Origin of the sequence: Enterobacter cloacae complex sp. IR5402, from assembly GCF_049238125.1 — a bacterium.
GTDB lineage: Bacteria > Pseudomonadota > Gammaproteobacteria > Enterobacterales > Enterobacteriaceae > Enterobacter > Enterobacter hormaechei_C.
The window spans coordinates 68,445-95,195 of sequence record NZ_JBMKHO010000009.1 but is presented as its reverse complement, the minus strand read 5'-3'; the positions used below and the strand labels follow the sequence as shown (position 1 = coordinate 95,195).

General features: G+C 57.5%; 17 protein-coding genes. 13 read left to right on the top strand and 4 right to left on the bottom strand.

Annotation, left to right across the window (positions count from 1 at the left end; genetic code table 11):
• The first annotated feature begins 17 nt into the window (after positions 1-17).
• Together gntK and gntU are read left to right on the top strand one after the other, a co-directional pair.
• Positions 18-545, top strand: coding sequence for a gluconokinase (gene gntK / locus ACOTXL_RS15910; RefSeq protein ID WP_003861569.1), 528 nt, complete (start codon positions 18-20; stop codon positions 543-545).
• A 3-nt stretch (positions 546-548) separates the two neighbouring features.
• Positions 549-1,889 carry a gluconate transporter gene (gene gntU, locus ACOTXL_RS15905; RefSeq protein WP_003861572.1) on the top strand — a complete coding sequence of 447 codons (1,341 nt, stop codon included), beginning with the start codon at positions 549-551 and terminating at the stop codon, positions 1,887-1,889.
• A gap of 79 nt (positions 1,890-1,968) precedes the next feature.
• On the opposite strand, the gene ACOTXL_RS15900 is transcribed toward gntU, so the two are convergent.
• Positions 1,969-2,562 (bottom strand): YhgN family NAAT transporter, encoded by a 594-nt coding sequence (locus tag ACOTXL_RS15900; protein WP_045349859.1) that lies wholly within the window; start codon positions 2,560-2,562, stop codon positions 1,969-1,971.
• A 178-nt stretch (positions 2,563-2,740) separates the two neighbouring features.
• On the opposite strand from ACOTXL_RS15900, the gene asd reads away from it, so the two are divergent.
• From asd to glgP, 6 genes are all read left to right on the top strand, one after another.
• Positions 2,741-3,844 (top strand): aspartate-semialdehyde dehydrogenase, encoded by a 1,104-nt coding sequence (gene asd, locus ACOTXL_RS15895; protein WP_003861575.1) that lies wholly within the window; start codon positions 2,741-2,743, stop codon positions 3,842-3,844.
• Positions 3,845-4,083: 239 nt separating this feature from the next.
• Positions 4,084-6,270, top strand: coding sequence for a 1,4-alpha-glucan branching enzyme (glgB, locus tag ACOTXL_RS15890; protein ID WP_023314968.1), 2,187 nt, complete (start codon positions 4,084-4,086; stop codon positions 6,268-6,270).
• Positions 6,267-8,240: a glycogen debranching protein GlgX gene (glgX, locus tag ACOTXL_RS15885; protein ID WP_003861580.1), complete on the top strand. Its 1,974-nt coding sequence runs from the start codon at positions 6,267-6,269 to the stop codon at positions 8,238-8,240. The genes glgB and glgX overlap by 4 nt, the downstream gene beginning before the upstream one ends.
• Before the next feature lie 17 nt (positions 8,241-8,257).
• Positions 8,258-9,553 (top strand): glucose-1-phosphate adenylyltransferase, encoded by a 1,296-nt coding sequence (glgC, locus tag ACOTXL_RS15880; RefSeq protein WP_003861582.1) that lies wholly within the window; start codon positions 8,258-8,260, stop codon positions 9,551-9,553.
• Entirely contained in the window at positions 9,553-10,986 is a 1,434-nt protein-coding gene (gene glgA / locus ACOTXL_RS15875) for a glycogen synthase GlgA (protein ID WP_003861584.1), read from the top strand. Before glgC ends, glgA begins: the two co-directional genes overlap by 1 nt.
• 18 nt (positions 10,987-11,004) lie before the next feature.
• Positions 11,005-13,452 (top strand): glycogen phosphorylase, encoded by a 2,448-nt coding sequence (gene glgP, locus ACOTXL_RS15870; protein WP_045349856.1) that lies wholly within the window; start codon positions 11,005-11,007, stop codon positions 13,450-13,452.
• 87 nt (positions 13,453-13,539) lie between these two features.
• On the opposite strand, the gene glpD is transcribed toward glgP, so the two are convergent.
• The gene (gene glpD, locus ACOTXL_RS15865) at positions 13,540-15,048 is read right to left on the bottom strand and encodes a glycerol-3-phosphate dehydrogenase (RefSeq protein WP_045349854.1); all 1,509 of its coding nucleotides are present in this window, start codon (positions 15,046-15,048) and stop codon (positions 13,540-13,542) included.
• A gap of 255 nt (positions 15,049-15,303) precedes the next feature.
• Between glpD and glpE the strand changes: the two genes are divergently transcribed.
• The 3 genes from glpE to ACOTXL_RS15850 are packed head-to-tail and all read left to right on the top strand — an operon-like array spanning position 15,304 to position 17,289.
• Positions 15,304-15,636: a thiosulfate sulfurtransferase GlpE gene (gene glpE, locus ACOTXL_RS15860; protein ID WP_003861590.1), complete on the top strand. Its 333-nt coding sequence runs from the start codon at positions 15,304-15,306 to the stop codon at positions 15,634-15,636.
• Positions 15,637-15,683: 47 nt separating this feature from the next.
• The gene (gene glpG, locus ACOTXL_RS15855; protein ID WP_003861592.1) at positions 15,684-16,514 is read left to right on the top strand and encodes a rhomboid family intramembrane serine protease GlpG; all 831 of its coding nucleotides are present in this window, start codon (positions 15,684-15,686) and stop codon (positions 16,512-16,514) included.
• Between the two features lie 16 nt (positions 16,515-16,530).
• The gene (locus tag ACOTXL_RS15850) at positions 16,531-17,289 is read left to right on the top strand and encodes a DeoR/GlpR family transcriptional regulator (RefSeq protein ID WP_003861593.1); all 759 of its coding nucleotides are present in this window, start codon (positions 16,531-16,533) and stop codon (positions 17,287-17,289) included.
• 62 nt (positions 17,290-17,351) lie between these two features.
• Here the strand turns inward: ACOTXL_RS15850 and malT are convergent, their stop codons facing one another.
• A complete protein-coding gene (malT, locus tag ACOTXL_RS15845) occupies positions 17,352-20,057 on the bottom strand; it encodes an HTH-type transcriptional regulator MalT (RefSeq protein ID WP_003861595.1) in 2,706 nt (901 codons plus the stop codon).
• 572 nt (positions 20,058-20,629) lie between these two features.
• Here malT and malP point away from each other — a divergent pair.
• Together malP and malQ are read left to right on the top strand one after the other, a co-directional pair.
• On the top strand, positions 20,630-23,023 hold the full coding sequence (malP, locus tag ACOTXL_RS15840; RefSeq protein ID WP_023314963.1) for a maltodextrin phosphorylase: 2,394 nt from the start codon (positions 20,630-20,632) through the stop codon (positions 23,021-23,023).
• A 9-nt stretch (positions 23,024-23,032) separates the two neighbouring features.
• Positions 23,033-25,114 (top strand): 4-alpha-glucanotransferase, encoded by a 2,082-nt coding sequence (gene malQ / locus ACOTXL_RS15835; protein WP_045345653.1) that lies wholly within the window; start codon positions 23,033-23,035, stop codon positions 25,112-25,114.
• Positions 25,115-25,199: 85 nt separating this feature from the next.
• Here malQ and gntT read toward each other — a convergent pair whose 3' ends face one another.
• Entirely contained in the window at positions 25,200-26,516 is a 1,317-nt protein-coding gene (gene gntT, locus ACOTXL_RS15830; protein ID WP_045349852.1) for a gluconate transporter, read from the bottom strand.
• Positions 26,517-26,751 lie beyond the last annotated feature (235 nt).

Sequence of the window (26,751 nt, the reverse complement as noted above, 5' to 3'; positions counted from 1 at the left end):
TGACTGAGGGACACCCTTTGAGCACGACTAATCACGATCACCACGTTTACGTCCTGATGGGCGTGTCCGGTAGCGGTAAATCTGCCGTGGCGAGCGAAGTGGCGCATCAACTCCAGGCTGCGTTTCTTGATGGTGACTTCCTCCATCCGCGTAGCAACATCATGAAAATGGCTTCCGGCGAGCCGCTGAACGACGACGACCGCAAACCGTGGTTGCAGGCGCTGAATGACGCCGCGTTCGCGATGCAGCGCACCAATAAAGTCTCCCTGATCGTCTGTTCCGCGCTGAAAAAAACCTATCGCGACCTGCTGCGCGACGGCAACCCGAACCTCTCTTTCATCTACCTGAAAGGCGATTTCGGGGTGATTGAAAGCCGCCTGAAGGCGCGTAAAGGCCACTTCTTCAAAACCCAGATGCTGGTAACGCAGTTCGAAGCGTTGCAGGAGCCGGGTGCTGACGAGCAGGATGTCTTAGTGGTTGATATCGATCAGCCGCTGGAAGGTGTTGTTGCCAGCACCATCGAGGTTATTAATAAAAGGCAGTAAGTTTTGAGTACATTAACGCTAGTTTTGACAGCAGTGGGTTCCGTATTGCTGCTGCTGTTTTTAGTGATGAAGGCACGTATGCACGCCTTCGTTGCTTTGATGGTGGTTTCTATTGGTGCTGGTCTCTTTTCCGGCATGCCGCTCGACAAAATCGCGGCGACGATGGAAAAAGGGATGGGCGGCACGCTCGGCTTCCTGGCCATTGTGGTGGCACTGGGCGCGATGTTTGGCAAGATTTTGCACGAGACGGGCGCGGTCGATCAGATTGCGGTCAAGATGCTGAAATCCTTCGGGCACAGCCGTGCGCACTACGCGATTGGTCTGGCAGGGCTGATTTGTGCACTGCCGCTGTTCTTTGAAGTGGCCGTTGTGCTGCTGATAAGCGTCGCATTCTCCATGGCGCGCCATACCGGTACTAACCTCGTGAAGCTGGTCATTCCGCTGTTTGCGGGCGTGGCGGCGGCGGCGGCGTTCCTGCTGCCGGGGCCTGCGCCGATGCTGCTGGCCTCCCAGATGCATGCTGACTTTGGCTGGATGATCCTGATTGGCCTGTGTGCGGCGATCCCGGGGATGATTATCGCCGGTCCGCTGTGGGGAAACTTTATCAGCCGTTACGTTGAGCTGCACATTCCGGACGACATCACCGAGCCGCACCTGGGCGAGGGTAAAATGCCGTCCTTCGGCTTCAGTCTGTCGCTGATCCTGCTGCCGCTGGTGCTGGTGGGCCTGAAAACCATCGCTGCACGCTTTGTGCCGGTGGGGTCAACCGCTTACGAATGGTTCGAATTTATTGGTCATCCGTTCACTGCGATTCTGGTGGCGTGTCTGGTCGCGATTTACGGCCTGGCAATGCGTCAGGGCATGCCGAAAGACCGCGTGATGGAGATCTGTGGTGCCGCGCTGCAACCGGCGGGGATTATCCTGCTGGTGATCGGGGCGGGCGGCGTGTTCAAGCAGGTGCTGGTGGATTCCGGCGTTGGCCCGGCGCTGGGCGAAGCGCTGACCGGAATGGGCCTGCCGATTGCGGTCACCTGCTTTGTGCTGGCCGCGGCGGTGCGTATCATTCAGGGCTCCGCGACCGTGGCGTGCTTAACCGCCGTGGGTCTGGTAATGCCGGTGATTGAACAGCTGAACTACTCCGGCGCGCAGATGGCGGCGCTCTCTATCTGTATCGCGGGTGGTTCGATTGTGGTGTCTCACGTGAACGATGCAGGCTTCTGGCTGTTCGGTAAATTTACCGGCGCAACCGAAGCGCAAACCCTGAAAACCTGGACGCTGATGGAAACCATCCTCGGCACGACGGGTGCGGTTGTCGGGATGATTGCGTTTACGCTGCTGAGCTAATCCCGGTTTTCTCCCTCTCCCACGGGGAGAGGGAGCAAACACTAATAACGGCAATCAAGGATTGCCGTTTTGCTTTTACCTATCCTTTCATCCACGCTCGGATCCCGTCCAGGAACATCTGCGTTGCCATCATCACCAGAATCAGCCCCATCAGGCGCTCCAGCGCGTTCACCCCTTTCTCACCCAGCAGGCGCAGGAACAGCGACGACTGCAACAGGATAATAAACGTCCCGCCCCAGGCGATCAGCAGGGCAATCACCAGATGGCTCATCTGATTCGGATACTGATGCGACAGCAGCATCAGCGTGGCCAGAATCGTTGGCCCGGCGACCAGCGGAATCGCCAGCGGCACGATAAACGGCTCTTCACCCGCAGGCAGGCCGCTGCTGCTGCCCTCCGCGCTCGGGAAAATTATCTTAATGGCAATCAGGAACAAAATGATCCCGCCGGAAATGGAGACCGTTTCGGCGCGTAAGTTCAGGAAAGCGAGAATTTTTTCACCGGCGAACAGGAAGATAAACATCACCAGCAGGGCGATGAGCAGCTCGCGGATCATGATCGCCCGACGGCGCTTCGGCTCGGTGTGCTTCAGCACCGACATGAAGATCGGCAGATTACCGAGCGGATCCATAATCAGGATCAATAAAACCGCTGCGGAAATGATTTCACTCATCTTAAATTATCCCTGATACTTATTGTGGTCATTGCGATGATTAGCACTTTTTCTGATTGCCGGGCAATCATCGATTAATTTCGCTTGCGACTTTGGCAGCATTTTGTAATGTGAAGCATATCCCAGTTCAATACTGGCTTGCACAATCAGCACACACCCCTTGCAGGAAAAAAATGCTATGAAAAACGTTGGTTTTATCGGCTGGCGCGGTATGGTCGGCTCTGTACTCATGCAACGCATGGTTGAAGAGCGCGATTTCGACGCCATCCGCCCGGTCTTCTTCTCCACTTCCCAGCTCGGCCAGGCTGCACCGTCCTTTGGGGGTACCACAGGCACGTTGCAGGATGCTTACGACCTGGAGGCGCTGAAGGCACTCGACATTATTGTGACCTGCCAGGGCGGCGATTATACCAACGAAATCTATCCGAAGCTGCGTGAAAGCGGCTGGCAGGGCTACTGGATTGACGCGGCCTCTTCGCTTCGCATGAAAGACGATGCCATCATTATTCTCGACCCGGTTAACCAGGGCGTCATCACCGACGGCCTGAACAACGGCGTGAAAACCTTTGTTGGCGGTAACTGCACCGTCAGCCTGATGCTGATGTCTCTCGGCGGTCTGTTCGCACAGGATCTGGTGGAGTGGGTCTCCGTGGCGACCTACCAGGCGGCGTCCGGCGGTGGCGCGCGTCATATGCGCGAGCTGCTGACCCAGATGGGCCAGCTGCACCAGAGCGTCGCTGCCGAGCTGGCAGACCCGGCGTCCGCGATCCTCGATATCGAGCGTAAAGTCACTCAGCTCACCCGCAGCGGCGAGCTGCCGGTGGATAACTTCGGCGTACCGCTGGCCGGCGGCCTGATCCCGTGGATAGACAAACAGCTGGATAACGGCCAGACCCGCGAAGAGTGGAAGGGCCAGGCTGAGACCAACAAAATCCTCGGCACCGCGAACACCATTCCGGTTGACGGTCTGTGCGTGCGTATCGGCGCGCTGCGCTGCCACAGCCAGGCCTTCACCATTAAACTGAAAAAAGATGTGTCTATTCCGACCGTGGAAGAGCTGCTGGCCGCGCATAACCCGTGGGCGAAAGTGGTGCCAAACGATCGCGATATCACCATGCGCGAACTGACCCCGGCAGCCGTCACCGGCACGCTGACCACCCCGGTTGGCCGCCTGCGCAAGCTGAACATGGGGCCTGAGTACCTCTCCGCGTTCACCGTTGGCGACCAGCTTCTGTGGGGTGCCGCCGAGCCGCTGCGCCGCATGCTGCGCCAGCTGGCGTAATAATTTGTTAAACACGGGGGGTGATTGTCACCCCCTTTTTTTGCGTACTACATGGAGTAAAACGCAGATGTCTTATTTTTTATCAGGAGGACCCACGACGTTGGCTATGCTTTAAGGAAGATTTATTTCTCACCTGAGGGTAGGGCGGAGCAGAGAGGATTAACTGCACCGTTTAGGTCACATTAAAAGTCGTCCCGGAGCGCGTAAAAAGGGCGACATAAAAAAACAGGATGAATACCATGTCCGATCGTATTTCGAGAGACGTGATTAATGCGCTTATTGCGGGTCACTTTGCCGACCCCTTTTCTGTGCTAGGGATGCACCGTACAGAGGCCGGACTGGAAGTTCGTGCGCTGTTACCGGATGCAACAGAAGTGTGGGTTATCGAACCCAAAACCGGCCGCAAGGTGGGTAATCTGGAATGCCTCGACTCGCGTGGCTTCTTCTCGGGCGTCATGCCCCGCCGTAAAAATCCTTTTCGTTATCAGCTTGCCGTTATCTGGCACGGTCAGCAAAACCTGATTGACGATCCCTATAGCTTCGGCCCGCTTTTAAAAGAGATGGACGCCTGGCTGCTGTCCGAAGGGACCCATTTACGCCCTTACGAAACGCTGGGTGCCCATGCGGATACCATGGACGGTATCACCGGCACGCGTTTTGCCGTATGGGCGCCAAACGCCCAGCGCGTCTCCGTTGTCGGGCAGTTCAACTACTGGGACGGTCGTCGTCACCCCATGCGCCTGCGCCGGGAAACCGGCATCTGGGAGCTGTTTATCCCCGGCGCGCACAACGGTCAGCTCTACAAATTCGAGATGATCGATGCCAACGGCAAGCTGCGCATTAAATCTGACCCGTACGCCTTTGAGGCCGAACTGCGCCCGAATACCGCCTCGCTGATTTGCGGCCTGCCGGAGAAGGTTGTCCAGACGGAAGAGCGCAAGCAGGCTAACCGCTTTGATGCGCCGATCTCCGTCTATGAAGTGCATCTCGGCTCGTGGCGTCGCCACACCGATAACAACTTCTGGCTGAGCTATCGCGAGCTGGCGGACCAGCTGGTGCCGTACGCCAAATGGATGGGCTTTACGCACCTGGAACTGCTGCCGATCAACGAGCACCCGTTCGACGGCAGCTGGGGCTATCAGCCAACCGGGCTGTATGCGCCTACGCGCCGCTTTGGTACGCGCGATGACTTCCGCTATTTCATCGATGCCGCGCACGCCGCCGGGCTGAACGTGATCCTCGACTGGGTGCCGGGCCACTTCCCGTCGGATGATTTTGCGCTGGCAGAGTTCGACGGCACAAAGCTTTACGAGCACAGCGACCCGCGCGAAGGCTATCACCAGGACTGGAACACGCTGATCTACAACTACGGTCGCCGTGAAGTATCGAACTACCTGGTCGGGAACGCGCTGTACTGGATCGAGCGTTTCGGCATTGATGCCCTGCGCGTCGATGCGGTGGCGTCGATGATTTACCGCGACTACAGCCGCAAAGAGGGTGAGTGGATCCCGAACGAGTATGGCGGGCGTGAAAACCTCGAAGCGATTGAGTTTCTGCGCAACACCAACCGCATCATCGGGGAGCAGGTGGAAGGTGCCGTGACCATGGCGGAAGAGTCCACCGACTTCCCGGGCGTTTCCCGTCCACCGTCAATGGGCGGACTGGGCTTCTGGTACAAGTGGAACCTCGGCTGGATGCACGACACGCTCGACTACATGAAGCTCGACCCGGTTTATCGTCAGTATCACCACGATAAGCTCACTTTCGGGCTGCTCTACAACTACACCGAAAACTTCATGCTGCCGCTGTCGCACGATGAAGTGGTGCACGGCAAGAAATCCATTCTCGACCGCATGCCGGGGGACGCGTGGCAGAAGTTTGCCAACCTGCGCGCCTACTACGGCTGGATGTTCGCCTTCCCGGGCAAAAAGCTGCTGTTTATGGGCAACGAATTTGCGCAGGGGCGCGAATGGAACCACGATACCAGCCTTGACTGGCATCTGCTGGAAGGCGCGGACAACTGGCACCACGGCGTACAGCGTCTGGTCCGTGACCTGAACCTGACCTATCGCCACCACAAAGCGCTGCACGAGCTGGACTTCGACCCGTACGGCTTTGAGTGGCTGGTGGTGGACGACCACGAGCGCTCGGTGTTTGTCTTTGCGCGCCGCGACAAGGCGGGTAACGAGATCATCGTCGCCAGCAACTTCACGCCAGTGCCGCGTGAACACTACCGCTTCGGCATTAACCAGCCGGGCAAATGGCGCGAAATTCTCAATACCGACTCCATGCACTACCACGGCAGCAATGCGGGTAACGGCGGGCTGGTGCAGAGCGATGCCATTGAAAGCCATGGCCGTCCGAACTCCCTGAGCCTGACGCTGCCGCCGCTTGGCACAATCTGGCTGGTGCGGGAGGGAGAATGACGCAGCTTACGGCAGGTAAACCCGAACCGCTCGGGGCGAGTTTTGACGGAAAGGGGGTGAACTTCACGCTCTTTTCCGCCCATGCGGAGCGGGTGGAACTCTGTGTGTTTGACGGGGAAGGTAACGAGCACCGTTACGATTTACCGGCGCGCACGGGGGATACCTGGCATGGCTACCTGGCCGGAGGACGGCCGGGGATGCACTACGGTTTTCGCGTACACGGCCCCTGGGAGCCCTCTCAGGGGCACTGGTTTAACCCGGCGAAGCTGCTGATTGACCCTTGTGCGCACCGGGTGGACGGTGAGTTTAAAGATGACCCGCTGTTCCACGTTGGCTACGGCGAACCTGACCACCGCGACAGTGCGCCCGTCGCGCCCAAAAGCGTGGTGGTGCACGATCTCTACGACTGGGAAGACGATGCCCCGCCGCGTACGCCTTGGGGCAACACCGTTATTTATGAAGCCCACGTCAAAGGGCTGACGTATCTGCACCCGTCAATTCCCAAAGAGATGCGCGGCACCTACAAAGCGCTTGGGCATCCGACGATGGTCGCGTACCTGAAGCACTTAGGGATCACCGCGCTGGAGCTGTTGCCCGTGGCGCATTTCGCCAGCGAGCCGCGGCTACAGCGTCTCGGGTTAAGCAACTACTGGGGCTACAACCCGCTGGCGTTGTTCGCCCTCGATCCGCGTTATGCGGTGAATCCTGAGAAGGCGCGGGATGAGTTTCGCGATGCGGTGAAAGCGCTTCACGCGGCGGGTATCGAAGTCATTCTGGACGTGGTGTTGAACCACAGTGCGGAAAGCGATCTTGACGGCCCGACGCTCTCACAGCGCGGAATCGATAACCGTAGCTATTATTGGATCAGGGACGACGGCGATTACGAGAACTGGACCGGGTGCGGTAACACCCTCAACCTCAGTCATCCGGCCGTTACGCATTACGCGTACGAGTGCCTGAAATACTGGGTTGAGACGTTCCACGTGGACGGTTTTCGCTTCGACCTGGCGCCAGTGATGGGGCGCACCCCGGCGTTCAGCCAGCAGGCGCCGCTGTTTGAGGCCATCAAAAACTGCCCGGTGCTTTCAAAGGTGAAGCTGATTGCGGAGCCCTGGGACATCGGCGAGGGCGGTTATCAGGTGGGGAACTTCCCGCCGCTGTTTGCCGAGTGGAACGACCACTTTCGCGATGCCGTCCGCCGCTTCTGGCTGACGCGCGATCTGTCGCTGGGGGAGTTTGCCGGTCGCTTTGCCGGCTCCAGCGATCTCTTTAAGCGTGACGGCAAACGTCCGTCGGCCACCATTAACCTGGTGACGGCGCACGACGGTTTTACCCTGCGCGACTGCGTTTGTTTCAATCAGAAACACAATGAGGCAAACGGCGAGGAGAATCGCGATGGGACTAACAATAACCATAGCTTTAACCATGGTATAGAAGGGTTAGGCGGAAGTCTGGATGTGATCGAGCGGCGACGCGCCAGCGTTCATGCGCTGCTGACGACGCTTTTGTTGTCGCAGGGCACGCCGATGCTGCTGGCGGGCGATGAGCACGGCCACAGCCAGCACGGCAACAACAACGCCTATTGCCAGGACAACACCCTGACCTGGCTCGACTGGGGAGAAGCGAACAGCGGGCTGACCCATTTCACCGCGGCGCTGATCCATCTTCGCCAGCGCATCCCCGCCCTCACCGCCGACCGCTGGTGGGAAGAGGGCGACGGCAACGTTCGCTGGCTGAATAAAGACGCGCAACCGTTAAGCGCGCAAGAGTGGCAACACGGCATACCCTGTCTGCAAATCCTGCTTTCGGATGCGTGGCTGGTGACGCTGAACGCGACGGATGACGTCGCAGAGATTGTTTTACCTGACGGGGAGTGGCGAGCCATTCCTCCCTTTGCCGGAGCGGATAATCCGGTTGTTATGGCTGTCTGGCACGGGCCTGCGCACGGAGTGTGCGTATTCCAAAGATGATAAAAAAGGAGTTAGTCATGGTTAGATTAGAGAAGAACGATCCGTTAATGTTGGCGCGCCAGCTACCATTAAAAACAGTTGCCCTGATACTCGCGGGCGGGCGTGGTACCCGTCTGAAAGATTTGACCATCAAGCGCGCTAAACCGGCCGTTCACTTTGGTGGTAAGTTCCGTATTATCGATTTTGCACTGTCAAACTGCCTGAACTCAGGCATTCGCCGTATTGGCGTCATTACCCAATATCAGTCGCACACGCTGGTGCAGCACATTCAGCGCGGCTGGTCATTCTTCAGCGAAGAGATGAACGAGTTTGTCGATCTGCTCCCGGCGCAGCAGCGCGTTCACGGGGAGAACTGGTACCGCGGCACGGCGGATGCCGTGACCCAAAACCTCGACATCATTCGCCGCTACAACGCGGAATACATCGTTATCCTCGCCGGGGACCACATCTACAAGCAAGATTACTCCCACATGCTGATCGACCACGTCGAAAAAGGGGCGCGCTGCACCGTGGCGTGCCTGCCGGTGCCTGTTGCGGAAGCAACCGCGTTTGGCGTGATGCATGTAGATGGCGACGACAAGATTATCGACTTTGTCGAAAAACCGGCGAACCCGCCAACCATGCCGGGAGACGACACCAAATCCCTCGCCAGCATGGGGATCTATGTCTTTGACGCCGATTATCTTTATGAACTGCTGGAAGAGGACGACAAAGACGAGAACTCCAGTCACGACTTCGGCAAAGACATTATCCCGAAAATTACCAAAGCTGGCATGGCGTATGCACACCCCTTCCCGCTGTCCTGCGTGCAGTCCGATCCGAATGCGGAACCTTACTGGCGCGATGTAGGAACGCTGGAAGCGTACTGGAAAGCCAACCTCGATCTTGCGTCCGTCACGCCTGAGCTGGATATGTACGACCAGAACTGGCCGATTCGCACCCATATGGAATCGCTGCCGCCGGCGAAGTTCGTCCAGGACCGCTCCGGCAGCCACGGTATGACGCTCAACTCGCTGGTCTCTGGCGGGTGCATTATCTCCGGTTCGGTGGTGGTGCAGTCCGTGCTGTTCCCGCGCGTGCGTATAAACTCATTCTGTAATATCGATTCGGCAGTCCTGCTGCCGGATGTCTGGGTAGGGCGCTCATGTCGTCTGCGTCGCTGCGTTATCGACCGTGCCTGCGTCATTCCCGAAGGGATGGTGATTGGGGAAAATGCGGAAGAAGATGCGCGTCGTTTCTACCGTTCGGAAGAGGGGATCGTGTTAGTAACACGGGAAATGTTGCGGAAGCTGCAAATCAAACAGGAGCGATGATGCAGGTTTTACACGTATGTTCTGAGATGTTCCCGTTGTTAAAAACGGGCGGACTGGCGGATGTTCTTGGTGCACTACCGGCGGCGCAAATTGCCGGAGGGGTGGATACCCGCGTGTTGTTGCCCGCTTTTCCGGATATCCGGCGTGGTATTCCCGATGCAAAGGTTGTTACCCGTCGCGAGACCTTCGCGGGACGTATCACCCTGCTGTTTGGACATTACAATGGCACAGGGATTTACCTGATTGATGCCCCGCATTTATACGATCGACCCGGCAGCCCGTATCACGATACCAACCTGTACGCCTATACCGATAACGTGCTGCGCTTTGCCCTGCTCGGCTGGGTGGGGGCGGAGATGGCCGTCGGGCTGGATCCGTTCTGGCGTCCGAACGTGGTGCACGCGCACGACTGGCACGCGGGGCTGGCTCCTGCGTATCTGGCGGCGAAGGGGCACCCGGCCAAATCGGTGTTTACGGTGCACAACCTGGCGTATCAGGGCATGTATTACGCGCATCATATGAATGACATCGATCTGCCATGGTCGTTCTTTAACATGCACGGGCTGGAGTTTAACGGACAGATTTCGTTTCTGAAGGCGGGTCTGTACTACGCCGACCATATCACGGCGGTCAGCCCAACCTACGCGCGTGAAATTACCCAGCCGGAGTTCGGTTACGGTATGGAAGGGCTGCTGCAACAGCGCCACCGTGAAGGTCGTCTGTCGGGCATTCTGAACGGCGTAGATGAACAGATCTGGAATCCGGAAACGGACCTCCTGCTGGCGGCGCGCTATGGACGCGACTCCGTGGAGGACAAAGCGGAGAACAAGCGCCAGCTACAGATTGCGATGGGGCTGAAGGTCAACGACAAGGTACCGCTGTTTGCGGTGGTCAGCCGCCTGACCAGCCAGAAAGGGCTGGATCTGGTGCTGGAAGCGCTGCCGGGATTACTGGAGCAGGGTGGGCAACTGGCGCTGCTCGGCGCGGGCGACCCGGTATTGCAGGAAGGTTTCCTTGCGGCCGCGGCGGAACATCCGGGGCAGGTGGGCGTGCAGATTGGCTATCACGAAGCGTTCTCGCACCGCATCATGGGCGGCGCGGACGTGATTCTGGTGCCGAGCCGTTTCGAGCCCTGCGGCCTGACGCAGCTCTATGGTCTGAAATACGGTACGTTGCCGCTGGTACGCCGCACGGGCGGGCTGGCGGATACGGTGTCTGACAGCTCCCTGGAAAACCTGGCGGATGGTATCGCCAGCGGGTTTGTTTTCGAGGACAGTAATGCCTGGTCGCTGCTTCGGGCGATCCGGCGTGCTTTCGTCTTGTGGTCCCGTCCATCCCTGTGGCGTTACGTACAACGTCAGGCGATGTCCATGGACTTTGGCTGGCACGTTGCGGCGCAGTCCTACCGCGACCTTTATCAACGCTTGATGTAACGAGGCGAAGTTACTGATATGAATGCTCCATTTAGCTACTCTTCCCCCACGCTCAGCGTTGAGGCGTTGAAACACTCCATCGCCTATAAGCTGATGTTTACCATTGGGAAAGATCCCGTTATTGCCAACAAACATGAGTGGCTGAACGCCACGCTGTTTGCGGTGCGCGACCGTATGGTCGAACGCTGGCTGCGCTCCAACCGCGCCCAGCTTTCGCAGGAGACGCGACAGGTGTATTACCTGTCGATGGAGTTTCTGATTGGTCGCACCCTCTCCAATGCGCTGTTATCGCTCGGGATTTATGACGACGTCAAAAACGCACTGGAAGAGATGGGGCTGGATTTAGAAGAGCTGATTGACGAAGAGAACGACCCGGGGCTGGGTAACGGTGGTCTCGGGCGTCTTGCCGCCTGCTTCCTCGATTCACTGGCGACGCTGGCGCTGCCGGGGCGCGGCTACGGTATTCGCTACGACTACGGCATGTTCAAGCAGAACATCGTGGATGGCCGTCAGAAAGAGTCCCCGGACTACTGGCTGGAGTACGGTAACCCGTGGGAGTTCAAGCGCCACAACACGCGCTACAAGGTGCGTTTTGGCGGGCGTATTCAGCAGGAAGGTAAAAAATCCCGCTGGGTGGAAACCGAGGAGATCCTGGCCGTGGCCTACGACCAGATCATCCCCGGCTACGACACCGATGCGACCAATACGCTGCGCCTGTGGAACGCGCAGGCCAGTAGCGAGATCAACCTGGGTAAATTCAACCAGGGCGACTACTTCGCGGCGGTGGAAGATAAAAACCACTCTGAGAACGTGTCCCGCGTCCTGTATCCGGATGACTCGACCTACTCAGGCCGCGAGCTGCGCCTGCGTCAGGAGTATTTCCTCGTCTCGGCAACGATTCAGGATATCCTTAGCCGTCACTATCAGCTGCACAAAACCTATGCGAATCTGGCGGAAAAAACCGCTATTCACCTCAACGATACCCATCCGGTGCTGTCGATCCCTGAGCTGATGCGCCTGCTGATTGACGAGCATAAGTTCAGCTGGGATGACGCGTTTGAAGTAACCTGCCAGGTGTTCTCGTACACCAACCATACGCTGATGAGTGAAGCGCTGGAGACGTGGCCGGTGGATATGCTCGGCAAAATTCTGCCGCGCCATCTGCAAATCATCTTCGAGATCAATGACTACTTCCTCAAGACCTTGCAGGAGAAGTACCCGAACGATACCGGTCTGCTGAGCCGCGCCTCGATCATTGATGAATCCAACGGGCGTCGCGTACGCATGGCCTGGCTGGCGGTGGTGATCAGCCACAAGGTCAACGGCGTATCAGAGCTGCATTCGAACCTGATGGTGCAGTCGCTGTTTGCGGACTTCGCGAAGATCTTCCCGACGCGTTTCTGCAACGTGACCAACGGCGTCACCCCGCGCCGCTGGCTGGCGCTGGCGAACCAGCCGCTCTCCGACGTTCTGGATGAGAACATTGGCCGCACCTGGCGCACCGATTTGAGCCAGCTGAGCGAGCTTGAGCAGCACATCGATTTCCCGACGGTGAACAAAGCGGTACGGGAAGCCAAGCTGCTGAACAAGAAGCGTCTGGCGGTCTGGCTGGCGATGCATCTGAACGTGGTGGCGAACCCGAAAGCGCTGTTCGACGTGCAGATCAAACGTATCCACGAGTACAAGCGTCAGCTGATGAATGTCCTGCACGTCATTACCCACTACAACCGCATTAAGGCTGACCCGACGGCGGAGTGGGTGCCGCGTGTGAAAATCTTTGCCGGTAAGGCGGCCTCCGCGTATTACATGGCGAAGCACATCATTCATCTCATCAACGATGTGGCGAAGGTGGTGAACCACGATCCGGACATTGGCGATAAGCTGAAGGTAGTGTTTATCCCGAACTACAGCGTGAGCCTGGCGCAGCTGATCATTCCGGCGGCGGATCTCTCTGAGCAGATTTCCACGGCGGGGACGGAAGCATCCGGCACCAGCAACATGAAGTTTGCCCTGAACGGCGCGCTGACTATCGGCACGCTGGACGGCGCAAATGTCGAAATGCTGGAGCATGTGGGCGCGGAGAATATCTTTATCTTCGGGAATACGGCGGAAGAGGTGGAGGCGCTGCGCAAGCAGGGCTACTCGCCGCGTGAGTATTATGAAGAGGATGAAGAGTTACGCCAGGTGCTGACGCAAATCGCCACCGGAGTGTTTAACCCTGAGGAGCCTGGACGCTATCGTGACCTGGTGGACTCGCTGATTAACTTTGGCGATCACTATCAGGTGCTGGCGGATTACCGCAGCTACGTGGATTGTCAGGATAAGGTGGACGAACTGTACCGTCAGCAGGAGAAGTGGACCAGCACCGCGATGCATAACATCGCCAACATGGGCTACTTCTCGTCAGACAGGACCATCAAAGAGTATGCCGAGAATATCTGGCATATTGATCCGGTGCGGTTGTAAAAACAAAGCCCGGTGGCGCTGCGCTTACCGGGCCTACGGGATCGAGTAGGCCGGGTAAGGCGGAGCCGACACCCGGCTTTTTTTCAATTACGACGCCAGCGACAATTCACGCTTTCCCGCATGTTGCGCCAGCCACTGCGCCACGCGAGACTGCTGCTCGGCATTCAGCCACATCCCTTCTTTAGTACGACGCCAGATGGCATCGTCCAGACGGCGCACCCACTCGTGTTCCACCAGGTAGCGCAGCTCGGCTTCGTATAGCTCATGGCCAAAATGCTCGCCCAGATCGGCAATCTCTTTCGCTTCGCCGAGGAACAGTTCGGTGTTGCTGCCGTAGGTGCGGGCGTAGTGGCGCGCCATGCCTTCGGTAATGAACGGGAAGCGGCGACGCAGCTTCGCGGCGTAATCGTCGCGGTTATCGCCGATATCGCCGCCAGGCAGCACGGCGCCTTTCGTCCACGCCGGGCCGATGCCTTTGTAATACGGCGCCAGTTTCTCCAGCGCATGCTCCGCCAGTTTACGGTAGGTGGTGAGCTTACCGCCAAACACGGAGAGCAGCGGCGCCTGACCGTCAACGTCGTGAATATCAAGCGTATAGTCACGGGTGATGGCCTGCGGTGAGTCAGACTCGTCATCACACAGCGGACGCACGCCGGAGTAGGTCCAGACCACGTCATCGCGCGCCAGCTGTTTCTTAAAATGCGCGTTGTACACTTTCAACAGGTAGCTGACTTCACTCTCGTCGATCTCAACGTTTTTCGGATCGCCTTTGTACTCCACGTCGGTGGTGCCGATGATGGAGAACTCGTCCATCCACGGGATCACAAACACAATGCGCTTGTCTTCATTTTGCAGGATATAAGCCTGTTTCTGGGTATGCACGCGCGGCACCACGATGTGGCTGCCCTTAATCAGGCGGATGCCGTACGGTGAAGGCAGGTGCATGCCGTCGTCGAAGAACTGTTTCACCCACGGGCCGGTGGCATTCACCAGGCCGCGCGCTTTCCAGCTAAACTTCTCGCCGGTATCCACGTCTTCCGCTTCCACAATCCACAGGCCGTTTTCGCGGCGTGCGGCGGTGGCGCGGGTGCGGATTTTCACCTCGCCGCCTTTCTTCTCGACCATCTGCGCGTTAGCCAGTACCAGACGCGCATCGTCCACCCAGCAGTCGGAATATTCGAAACCGCGCACGATTTCAGGCTTAAGGACCGATTCTGAGCCAAAACGCAAACCGGTTGAACCCGGCAGGCTGGTGCGTTTACCCAGATGATCGTACATAAACAGACCGATGCGGATCATCCACGCCGGACGCAGATGCGGGCGATGGGGCAGGCGGAAGCGCATCGGGATCGCCAGATGCGGGGCCATTTTCAGCAGCACTTCGCGTTCGGCCAGCGCTTCGCTGACCAGGCGGAATTCGTAGTGTTCCAGGTAGCGCAGGCCACCGTGGATCAGCTTGGAGCTGGCGGACGACGTCGCGCAGGCGAGATCGTTAGCTTCCAGCATCAGCACGGATAAACCGCGTCCTGCGGCATCAACCGCAATACCGGCACCGTTGATGCCACCGCCTATCACAATCAGATCTTTGGTTTCCATAACACCCTCATGCACTTTCGTTAAAGCTCAAAAATGTTCGATATCGCTCATAATAGCAAAGGAACGCGCTTTTGGTAACATCAAAAAAACAATTTAGAGTGATATGGATAACATAATGGCGTTTACCCGCCGCCAGGACGTACACTACGGGGTAAAATCGTGCGGTCTGATGCCCTCACCCCAGCCCTCTCCCTCCGGGAGAGGGCTGGGGTGAGGGGAAAACCGCACCACACCTGAATATAAGATGAGAACACCATGGATCAGTTTGAATGTATTAACGTAGAAGAAGCCCACCAGAAGATGCACCAGGGAAAAGCGGTGCTGGTGGATATCCGCGATCCGCAGAGCTTTGCGATGGGCCACACGCCGGGCGCGTTCCATCTCACCAACGACACGCTGGGCGCGTTTATGCGCGATAACGACTTCGATACCCCGGTGATGGTGATGTGCTATCACGGCAACAGCAGTAAAGGCGCGGCGCAGTATCTGCTCCAGCAGGGTTACGAGGCGGTATACAGCGTCGATGGCGGCTTCGATGCCTGGCATCGTCATTTCCCGGCAGAAGTTGAATACGCGTTTGAGCGCTGATCCCGCTATACTGTCCCCTTTTGTGTGGAAATAAGCGACCGCTGCCCATGTTGATGATCACCTCTTTTAGCAACCCGCGCGTCGCCCAGGCGTTTGTCGACTATATGGCGACGCAGGGCATTATCCTGACTATTCAGCAGCATACACAGACGGATGTCTGGCTGGCAGACGAAAGCCAGGCTGGGCGCGTGAACGCCGAGCTGGCGCGTTTCCTGGAAAACCCGGGCGACCCGCGTTATCTGGCGGCAAGCTGGCAATCCGGCCAGACCGGCAGTGGCCTGCACTATCAACGTTTTCCGTTTCTCGCCACCCTCCGCGAGCGCGCAGGACCGTTTACGCTGCTTTTAATGGTAGCCTGCATCATCGTCTTCATTATTATGAGCGTGGTGGGTGACCAGAGCGTGATGATTGCCCTCGCATGGCCGTACGATCCCTCCCTGCAATTTGACGTCTGGCGCTACTTCACGCATGCGCTGATGCACTTCTCGGTGATGCATATCCTCTTTAACCTGCTGTGGTGGTGGTATCTCGGCGGGGCGGTGGAGAAGCGGCTCGGCAGCGGCAAGCTGATTGTGATCACCCTTATCAGCGCCCTGTTAAGCGGCTACGTGCAGCATAAATTCAGCGGTCCATGGTTCGGCGGGTTATCCGGCGTGGTGTACGCCCTGATGGGTTACGCCTGGCTCAGAGGCGAGCGCGACCCGGATAGCGGCATCTATTTACAACGTGGATTAATAACCTTTGCGTTAATATGGCTTATTGCCGGATGGTTTGATCTGTTTGGTATGTCTATCGCCAATGGTGCGCACGTTACCGGCCTGGCGGTCGGGCTGGCGATGGCGTTGGCCGATACGCTCCATGCGCGAAAGCGAACATAATTCCCAGGGATATTTCATGAAACAAACACAACGTCATGACGCCATTATCGAACTGGTAAAAAAACAGGGATACGTCAGTACTGAAGAGCTGGTGGAGCAGTTTGCCGTTAGCCCGCAAACCATCCGTCGTGACCTCAACGACCTGGCCGATCAGAACCGTATTCTGCGTCACCACGGCGGTGCCGCGCTGCCGTCCAGCTCGGTGAACACCTCATGGCATGACCGTAAGGCGACGCAAACGGCAGAGAAAGAGCGTATCGCCCGTAAAGTGGCGAGCCAGATCCCGAACGGCGCGACGCTGTTTATTGATATCGGCACCACGCCGGAAGCGGTCGCCCATGCGCTGCTGAACCACGAGAACCTCCGCGTGGTGACCAACAACCTGAACGTGGCCAACACGTTGATGCAGAAAGACGATTTCCGCATCATCCTCGCGGGCGGCGAACTGCGCAGCCGCGACGGGGGCATTATCGGCGAAGCGACGCTCGATTTTATCTCTCAGTTTCGCCTCGATTTCGGCATTCTGGGGATCAGCGGCATCGACACCGACGGCTCGCTGCTGGAGTTTGATTACCACGAGGTGCGCACCAAGCGCGCGATCATTGAGAACTCACGCCACGTAATGCTGGTGGTGGATCACTCCAAGTTTGGTCGTAACGCGATGGTGAACATGGGCAGCATCAGCATGGTGGATGCGGTTTATACTGATGTGATGCCACCGGCGGGCGTGATGCAGGTGATTAAAGATAATAATTTGCAGTTAGAGTTATGTTGAGAAGCCATTCTCCCTCTCCCTGTGGGAGAGGGCCGGGGTGAGGGCATCAGACCGCAAAGGATTTACACTCCGTACCCCATCATCTTCAACAGCTGCTGCGCATGCTGCACCGCATCCTGACGGTGCGCCACGCCCAGCTTCTGATACAGATTGCGAATGTGCGTTTTGATGGTGGTCGCCGCCACCGCCAGCTCGCCGGCAATCTGCTCGTTGCTGTAGCCGGAATAGATCAGCCCCAGCACCTGCCATTCACGCTGGGTGAGCGGGCTGGTACGGATAAGCTCCGGCACTTCCGGATGGTTCAGCAGACGTTCAACAAAGTTCTCATCGAAGTGCGCAAACTTATGGCGATGATGCTGGTTAATCTCGCGCAGAATGCGCTGGGCGCGATGCTGATCGAGTTCCGGCAGCGTGTTGAGCTGAATCAGCTGGCGCAGCTGCTGGGCCATCACTTCACCCTCAATCACAAAGTGGCTGATAAACCCGGTGCGGTTCGCCAGCTGCAACGCTTCCAGCAGTACGCGCTGGGCATCGTTTTTACGTCCTGCCTGCCAGTAAAGCTGGTTTAACAGCAGCAGGTTGCGGTTTAAATCGCTCATCAGGCGCAGGCTGCGGGCGTTTTCGTTTAACTCTTCCAGCACGATCTCGGCAGGCTCAAAGTCACCCAGCAGGATCTGCACGCGGGCAATATTGCGCCACTGGCTTTGCAGGAAGTGGTTATTGGCAAATTCCGGTTTAGGCGTGTGACGCAGCCAGTTGGCGGCGGACTTTTTATCGCCGGTCATCTGCCAGTAAATCACCCTGACCTTATCGGCGTTGGAGACCCAGTCGCTATGGTACTGTCCGTTGCCGAGCAGATTTTCCAGGCGGTTAAGGTGGTTACGGGCATTATCCAGGTCGCCGCGTGCCAGCGAGCACTGCACCAGCAGAGCCAGACACTGGAGCTGCTGCTGCGGCTGGAAGCTCGAAAGGACATTCAGACCCTGGCGGGCGCAGCTTTCTGCTTCATCCAGACGCGACCATGCCCACAGCAGCTGAGCGCGAATACGCAACAGGAACTCGTGCATCGGCAGCTGTTCCAGATGTTGTTCACGGATCAGCTGGAACGCTTTCTCCTGGTTTTCCCAGGCTGCTTGCAGAAACCCCTGAGCAAATAAAATCTCGCTTTGCTGGATCAGGCTCCACAGGGCGTAATGCCAGACATCGTGGCGGCGCGCCATCTGTTCGGTTTGCTGCATGAGTGAAAGCGAACGCGTGAGATCGCCCTTACAGTGCAGCACTTCGCCGTGTACCGAGGTGGCCACAATACGGCTGTAAAAATTCGCCAGCGGCAGCTCATCCAGCGCGACCATCGCCAGCCGTTCAGCTTCATCCGGGTCCCCGTCGTTAATCGCCACCTGTGCGCGCAGGGCGTTAAATTCGCCGTGCAGGGTGGTATCCATCTCGCTTTCCATCTCCTGCTCGGCGCGCGCCAGCAGGGTGTTCACTTCGCTGTAGCGATGCTGGCTCTGCATCAGCCAGGCCTGGAGCAGCACCAGACGCGGATTCTCCAGCAGGCTTTCCCAAGGCAGCGCTTTTAACGACTCTTCCAGCAGCGTCAGTTCGCTGTGGTTGAACAGTCCCCACGCGTGGTTGAGCAGAATATCGCGCAGCATACCGGCATCCCCGGCGGCCAGCGCATGGTGGATAGCCTCGCTCGGGAAACCTTGCGCCATCCAGCTTTCGGCGGCGGCGCGGTGAATGTCAGGCAGCTCTGCGGCCAGTTCCCACTGGCAACGCTGGCGCAGGAAGCTGCCAAACAGCGGATGGTAGCTAAACCATTCGCCGTGATCGTCCATGCGCGTCAGGAACAGACCCTGACGTTCAATCTCTTCGAGCTGGAGCTGCCCGTTTTCAATACCGGTGACGCGCACAATCAGCGCGTCGTTCATGGAGCGCAGCAGGGAGCTTTTCAGCAGGAAATGGCGGGTGGAGAGATCAACGCTGTCGAGTACCTCATCCACCAGATAATCCGACAGGTGGCTGGCGTTGATGCCCGCCAGGCGGCGTGCGGACTGATGCGTCGGGCTGTTGTTTTGCCGCGCGGAGAGGGCAATCAGCTGCAGCGCCGTGGCCCAGCCGGCAACGTCATCGCACAGGCGGCTGCTTTCAGACGCCTCAATCGGAGACGTCAGACGGCAGTCAAAGAACTGCTTCGCTTCCTGATGGGTAAAGGCCAGCTGCTGACTGCCGATTTCCAGAAGCTGATCGCGCACCCGCAGGTTGGCAATGCCCAACTGCGGAAGGTTACGCGACAGGACAACCAGCGTCAGGTTTTCCGGCTGATGGCGCAGGAAGAAACGCATGGACTCGTGAATAACCGGGTTGGTGATCAGATGATAATCATCAATCACCACATACAGCGGGCGATGCCATTCGGCCAGCTCGATAAACAGCTGGGAGAAAAGAGAGGACAGGCTGGCGTACTGGCGCTTTTGCACCATCACCTCGCTGGTGACGCAGTGTCCGTTGGTCGCCTGCTGAATCGCGGCAATTAAATAGCTGGCAAAACGCTCCTGCTGGTTATCACCTTCATCCAGGGAGTACCAGCCAAGATCGCTTTTACCTGCCGCCCATTGCGAAATGAGCGTTGTTTTTCCATAACCCGCAGGACTCGTAACCAGCGCCAGTCGGAAATTATGCGCACCGGAAAGTTTAGCCAGCAGGCGCTCGCGGACCACAGTATGGTCAAGACGAACCGGGCGACTTAATTTGGACGGAATCAACATAGTTTTCACTTCACTGTGGGGAACGAGAGAATTTATTTTTTTTGCGCTTCGTAATTAATATCTATAAGTTCGGCCAATAGAGGAACTATTGCAAGTTATGTCTGGGTTTGGAGGCTCTGAATTTGCACTCTGTCACAAAACATTCTCATCACTGATGGAACTTTCCGTAAATGGCTGGATGCCGCGCTGCTTCTGGCTTGTCTGCATGACGCTCGGTTGCGCTGAAACTGGTTTCAGAAAGAGATAATGACGGTGAAGTTAATTAACTTTGGGGAAAGTTGCATGGGCTTAATAGTGGTGCTGAATAATCCCGACTCGCGGAAATATTATTCTACGTAAGTAATCATTTCAGCGATGATTAATTTCTTCCGAAACTGCATTTCATTTCTTTGACGTTCTTCCGGGATCGCTTTTTCCGCGAAGCGCACACTTACACAGTGGCCTCGATCACACTTTTATGCTCATCCCCGCTACTCCTCCCTGCCTAATCCCCGACAGGAGGAGGAAGAGGCGCAATGAGCCAGGCACACTAGCGCCAAATGTGTTTTCTCTCTACAGGATGCCGATTCCCTATGTCACAGCCTACTTTCAACAAAGCTCAATTTCAGGCTGCCCTGACGCGTCAGTGGCAGCGTTTTGGCCTTCATGCTGCAAACGAGATGACGCCTCACCAGTGGTGGCAGGCGGTGAGCGGGGCGCTCGCAGAACAGCTGGACGCTCAGCCTGTGGCGAAGCCTGTGAAAGGCCAGCGTCACGTCAACTACATTTCGATGGAGTTCCTGATTGGCCGTCTGACGGGTAACAATCTGCTGAACCTTGGCTGGTATCAGGAGGTCGGTGACGTGCTGAAAGAACACGACATCAACCTGACCGATCTGCTGGAAGAAGAGGTTGACCCGGCGCTGGGTAACGGCGGTCTGGGACGTCTGGCAGCCTGCTTCCTGGATTCCATGGCAACGGTGGGCCAGTCGGCGATTGGCTATGGCCTGAACTATCAGTACGGCCTGTTCCGTCAGTCATTTGCCGACGGCCATCAGATGGAAGCGCCGGACGACTGGCACCGCAATACCTATCCGTGGTTCCGCCACAACGCGCAGCTGGATGTGCAGGTCGGGATTGGCGGGAAAGTCACGAAGCAGGGACTCTGGGAACCGGCGTTCACCATTACCGGTGAAGCCTGGGACCTGCCGGTACTCGGCTACCGTAACGGCGTGGCGCAGCCGCTGCGTCTGTGGCAGGCGAAGCACGCGCATCCGTTTAACCTGACCAAATTCAACGACGGTGACTTCCTGCGCGCCGAGCAGCAGGGGATCGACGCCGAGAAGCTGACCAAAGTCCTCTATCCGAACGATAATCATCTGGCGGGTAAAAAGCTGCGTCTGATGCAGCAGTACTTCCAGTGCGCCTGCTCCGTGGCGGACATTCTGCGTCGACACCACCTGGCGGGCCGCAAGCTGGCTCAACTGCCGGACTTCGAAGTTATTCAGCTTAACGACACGCATCCGACCATTGCCATCCCGGAACTGCTGCGCGTGCTGATCGACGAGCATCAGCTGAGCTGGGACGACGCCTGGGCCATCACCAGCCGCACCTTCGCCTACACCAACCACACCCTGATGCCGGAAGCGCTGGAGTGCTGGGATGAGAAGCTGGTGAAAACGCTGCTGCCGCGCCATATGCAGATCATCAATAAGATTAACGACCAGTTCAAAACGCTGGTGGAGAAAACCTGGCCGGGTGATAAAGCCGTCTGGGCGAAGCTGGCCGTGGTACACGACAAACAGGTGCGCATGGCGAACATGTGCGTGGTCAGCGGCTTTGCGGTGAACGGCGTGGCGGCGCTGCACTCGGATCTGGTGGTCAAAGATCTCTTCCCGGAATACCACCAGCTGTGGCCGACCAAGTTCCACAACGTGACCAACGGCATCACGCCGCGTCGCTGGATCAAGCAGTGCAACCCGCTGCTGGCCGGCCTGCTGGACAAAACCCTGAAGAAAGAGTGGGCCAACGACCTGGACCAGCTCATCAACCTGGAAAAACAGGCCGACAACGCGAAGTTCCGCGAGCAGTACCGCGCCATTAAGCTGGAGAACAAGGTTCGTCTGGCTGAGTTCGTGAAAATGCGCACCGGAATTGAGATCAACCCGAATGCGATTTTCGATATCCAGATCAAACGTCTGCACGAGTACAAACGTCAGCACCTGAACCTGCTGCACATTCTGGCGCTGTATAAAGAGATCCGCGAGAATCCACAGGCCGACCGCGTTCCGCGCGTGTTCCTGTTCGGTGCGAAAGCGGCGCCGGGCTACTACCTGGCGAAAAACATTATCCTCGCCATTAATAAAGTGGCGGCGGCGATCAACAACGATCCGAAAGTGGGCGATAAGCTGAAGGTGGTGTTCCTGCCGGACTACTGCGTTTCTGCGGCTGAAATGCTGATCCCGGCGGCGGATATTTCCGAGCAGATCTCTACCGCCGGTAAAGAAGCGTCCGGTACCGGCAACATGAAGCTGGCCCTGAACGGTGCGCTGACCGTCGGCACGCTGGACGGTGCGAACGTCGAAATTGCCGAGAAGGTCGGCGAAGAGAACATCTTTATCTTCGGCCATACTGTTGAAGAAGTGAAAGCCATCAAAGCCAAAGGGTACGACCCGGTGAAATGGCGTAAAAAAGACAAAGTGCTGGATGCGGTGCTCAAAGAGCTGGAAAGCGGGAAGTACAGCGACGGCGACAAGCACGCGTTTGACCAGATGCTGCACAGCATGGACAAACAGGGCGGCGACCCGTACCTGGTGATGGCTGACTTCTCGGCTTATGTTGAAGCGCAGAAGCAGGTCGACGTGCTGTATCGCGACCAGGATGCCTGGACCCGCGCGTGTATCCTGAACACCGCGCGCTGCGGTATGTTTAGTTCTGACCGCTCAATCCGTGATTATCAGGCTCGTATCTGGCAGGCAAAACGCTAAGGAAGCGCGATGGAGAGTAAACGTCTGGACAGTGCCGCGCAGGCGGCGGGAATTAGCCTCAGTTACATCAATGCGCACGGCAAACCGCAGTCTATTGGTGCGGACACCAAAAGACGTTTGCTGGATGCCATGCACAAAACCGACGCGAAAGCGTCGGGTGCGCCGGTGCCGAACGTGAAGGTCTTTACCGCGGGCAAAAAGATGCCGCTGGCGGTGGAAGGGCGCGGCGAATTCAGCTGGCTGCTCACCACCGAAGAGGGGCATCAGCACAAAGGCCATGCCACAGGCGGCAAAACCCTTAACCTTCCGGCGAAGCTGCCGGAGGGCTACCACACGCTTACGCTTACCCGGGACGACCAGCGTTTTCACTGTCGGGTGATCGTGGCGCCAAAGCGTTGCTATGAGCCGCAGGCGCTGCTTGAAGGCAAAAAGCTGTGGGGCGCCTGCGTGCAGCTCTATACCCTGCGTTCGGACAGCAACTGGGGCATTGGCGATTTTGGCGACCTGAAAAAGATGCTGGCATCCGTGGGCGAGCGCGGCGGCGCGTTCATCGGCCTCAACCCGATCCACGCCCTCTATCCGGCCAACCCGGAAAGCGCCAGCCCGTACAGCCCGTCGTCCCGCCGCTGGCTGAACGTGATCTACATCGACGTTAACGCGTTAGACGATTTCAAAAACAGCAAAGAGGCGCAGGCGTGGTGGAAGCTTGAGACCACCCAACAGATGCTGAAACAGGCCCGCGATGCGGACTGGGTCGATTATGCCTCCGTGACCGCGCTGAAAATGGCGGCTCTGCGTCTGGCATGGAAGGGCTTTGCGAAGCGTGACGACGAGCAGATGGCAGCCTTCCGCCAGTTTGTGATGCAGGAAGGCGAGAGCCTTTACTGGCAGGCAGCGTTTGATGCGCTGCATGCGTATCAGGTCCAGGAGGATGAGATGCGCTGGGGCTGGCCGGTGTGGCCGGAAGCGTATCAGTCCGTGGATACCCCGGAAGTGAAGGCGTTCTGTGAGATGCATGCCGACGAGGTGGATTTCTATCTCTGGTTGCAGTGGCTGGCGTACAGCCAGTTTGCCGCCTGCTGGCAGGTGAGCCAGGGCTATAACATGCCGATCGGGCTGTATCGCGATCTGGCCGTCGGCGTGGCGGAAGGCGGGGCGGAAACCTGGTGTGACCGCGAGCTTTACTGTCTGAAAGCCTCCGTCGGTGCGCCGCCGGATATTCTGGGCCCGCTTGGTCAGAACTGGGGCTTACCGCCAATGGATCCGCACGTGATGGCGGCGCGTGCCTACGAGCCGTTTATCGACCTGCTGCGCGCTAACATGCAGAACTGCGGCGCGTTGCGTATCGACCACGTGATGTCCGTGCTGCGCCTGTGGTGGATCCCGTACGGTGAAACGGCTGACCACGGGGCGTACGTGCAATATCCGGTGGACGATTTGCTCTCAATCCTCGCGCTGGAGAGTAAACGTCATCAGTGCATGGTGATTGGCGAAGATCTCGGAACCGTGCCGGTGGAAATTGTCAGTAAGCTCCGCGACAGCGGCGTCTACTCCTACAAAGTGCTGTATTTTGAAAACGACCATGAGAAAACCTTCCGCGCGCCGAAAGCGTACCCTGAACAGTCAATGGCAGTCGCGACGACGCATGATCTTCCTACGCTCAGAGGCTACTGGGAAAGCGGCGACCTGACGCTCGGCAAAACGTTAGGTCTCTACCCGAATGAAGAGGTTCTGCGCGGGCTATATCAGGATCGCGAGCTGGCGAAGCAGGGGCTGCTGGACGCGCTGCATAAACATGGTTGTCTGCCGAAGCGCGCCGGGCATAAGGCGTCGCTGATGTCGATGACGCCAACGCTTAATCGTGGCTTACAGCGCTATATTGCCGACAGCAACAGCGCATTGCTCGGTCTGCAACCGGAAGACTGGATTGATATGGCGGAGCCGGTAAACATCCCCGGCACCAGCTATCAATACAAAAACTGGCGACGCAAACTGTCCACAACGCTTGAAGCGATGTTCGCCGATGACGGGGTGAACAGGTTGATTAAGGATTTGGACAAGCGCAGAAGAGCGGTGGGTAATAAGCGGTAGTTTCACCCTCACCCTAACCCTCTCCCAGAGGGAGAGGGAATAGAATGTAGGCCGGGTAAGCGTCAGCGCTACCCGGCTTTTTACATCAAACCACCATATTCAACAGCAGCACCCCGATCAGACCGCACACCGAAATAATGGTTTCCAGCGCGGACCAGGACTTGATGGTTTCACCGATGGTCAGGTTGAAGTACTCCTTGAACAGCCAGAAGCCCGGATCGTTCACGTGGGAGAAAATCACGCTGCCCGAACCGACCGCGATAACCATCAGTTCAGGGCTGACGCCCGTCGTGGCAATCAGCGGTGCCACGATGCCGCCTGCGGTAATCGCCGCAACGGTCGCAGAGCCCAGCGCAATACGCAGAACGGCGGCGATAGACCACGCCATCAGCAGCGGCGATACGTTGGTTTCATGCATCATGGCAGCGATGTATTTATCCACGCCGCTGTCGACCAGCACCTGCTTGAACGCGCCGCCGCCGCCGATGATCAGCAGCATCATGGCGATGATTTTGATGGAAGAGGTCAGCGTATCGTTGATCTGATCCATGGAGCGACCGCGGTTAAGACCGAAGGTAAACATCGCAATCAATACCGCAATCAGCGTTGCCATTACCGGGTCGCCCAGGAACTCCGCAACGGACAGGAACGCGTGACCTTTCGGCAGAACCATCTCTGCTATGGCACGCATCGCCATCAGGATCACCGGTACCAGTGAGGTCCAGACGCTGACGCCAAAGCCTGGCATCTCTTCTTCAGTAAAGGTTTTGGCGCTGTACAGCCCTTCCGGGATAGGCTTATCGATGCCTTTCAGGAAGCGCGCATACACCGGGCCTGCCAGAATCACCGTCGGGATCGCCAGAATCGTACCGAACAGCAGGGTTTTACCCATATCGGCGTGGAAGATGGTGGCGATAGCCGTTGGACCCGGGTGCGGCGGCAGGAAACCGTGGGTGACGGACAGCGCCGCAGCCATCGGCACGCCCACGAACAGCAGTGGGATGTTGGCGGCAGCGGCGATGGTGAACACCAGCGGCAGCATCAGAACGAAGCCCACTTCATAGAACAGTGCGAAACCGACGGTAAAACCGGTTAACACCACCGCCCACTGGATGTGCTGCTTGCCAAATTTATCGATAAGGGTAGTGGCAATACGCTGCGCGCCACCGCAGTCCGCGAGCATTTTACCGAGCATGGCGCCGAAGCCCATGATCAGCGCCAGGCTGCCGAGCGTACCGCCGACACCGGCTTTAATGGAGCTGATAACTTTAACCAGCGGCATTCCCTGCATCAGACCGACTGCAAGTGCCACCAGAACCAGAGCGATAAATCCGTTCATTTTGAAGCGGATCATCAAGAGCAGTAATAACACAACACCGATAGCGACGATGACTAATGGCATGATTGACCTGGCCTTTGAATTGTTATGGGTAACGTCATTGTTTCAACGACAAATTCCGGTTGTCCCAACTGGGAACAGAGTGTTAACGGCACTCATACTGATGCCCGCGAAAACGTTAAGTTTAGTCGGCTGTTATAAGGGTGTTGAGTGCCCACGAGAATGATACGGGTAACATGACGTGATTGAGAATCACCCAGGGAGGCAAAATTTGAATTATGAGACGCAGGTCAACATA

Coding starts and splice junctions, on each gene's coding strand:
- glgP (WP_045349856.1), top strand. CDS start 11,005: ATGAATGCTCCATTTAGCTACTCTTCCCCCACGCTCAGCGTTGAGGCG.
- glgC (WP_003861582.1), top strand. CDS start 8,258: ATGGTTAGATTAGAGAAGAACGATCCGTTAATGTTGGCGCGCCAGCTA.
- ACOTXL_RS15850 (WP_003861593.1), top strand. CDS start 16,531: ATGAAACAAACACAACGTCATGACGCCATTATCGAACTGGTAAAAAAA.
- glgX (WP_003861580.1), top strand. CDS start 6,267: ATGACGCAGCTTACGGCAGGTAAACCCGAACCGCTCGGGGCGAGTTTT.
- malQ (WP_045345653.1), top strand. CDS start 23,033: ATGGAGAGTAAACGTCTGGACAGTGCCGCGCAGGCGGCGGGAATTAGC.
- malP (WP_023314963.1), top strand. CDS start 20,630: ATGTCACAGCCTACTTTCAACAAAGCTCAATTTCAGGCTGCCCTGACG.
- glgA (WP_003861584.1), top strand. CDS start 9,553: ATGCAGGTTTTACACGTATGTTCTGAGATGTTCCCGTTGTTAAAAACG.
- glpE (WP_003861590.1), top strand. CDS start 15,304: ATGGATCAGTTTGAATGTATTAACGTAGAAGAAGCCCACCAGAAGATG.
- malT (WP_003861595.1), bottom strand. CDS start 20,057: ATGTTGATTCCGTCCAAATTAAGTCGCCCGGTTCGTCTTGACCATACT.
- glpG (WP_003861592.1), top strand. CDS start 15,684: ATGTTGATGATCACCTCTTTTAGCAACCCGCGCGTCGCCCAGGCGTTT.
- glpD (WP_045349854.1), bottom strand. CDS start 15,048: ATGGAAACCAAAGATCTGATTGTGATAGGCGGTGGCATCAACGGTGCC.
- glgB (WP_023314968.1), top strand. CDS start 4,084: ATGTCCGATCGTATTTCGAGAGACGTGATTAATGCGCTTATTGCGGGT.
- ACOTXL_RS15900 (WP_045349859.1), bottom strand. CDS start 2,562: ATGAGTGAAATCATTTCCGCAGCGGTTTTATTGATCCTGATTATGGAT.
- gntT (WP_045349852.1), bottom strand. CDS start 26,516: ATGCCATTAGTCATCGTCGCTATCGGTGTTGTGTTATTACTGCTCTTG.
- asd (WP_003861575.1), top strand. CDS start 2,741: ATGAAAAACGTTGGTTTTATCGGCTGGCGCGGTATGGTCGGCTCTGTA.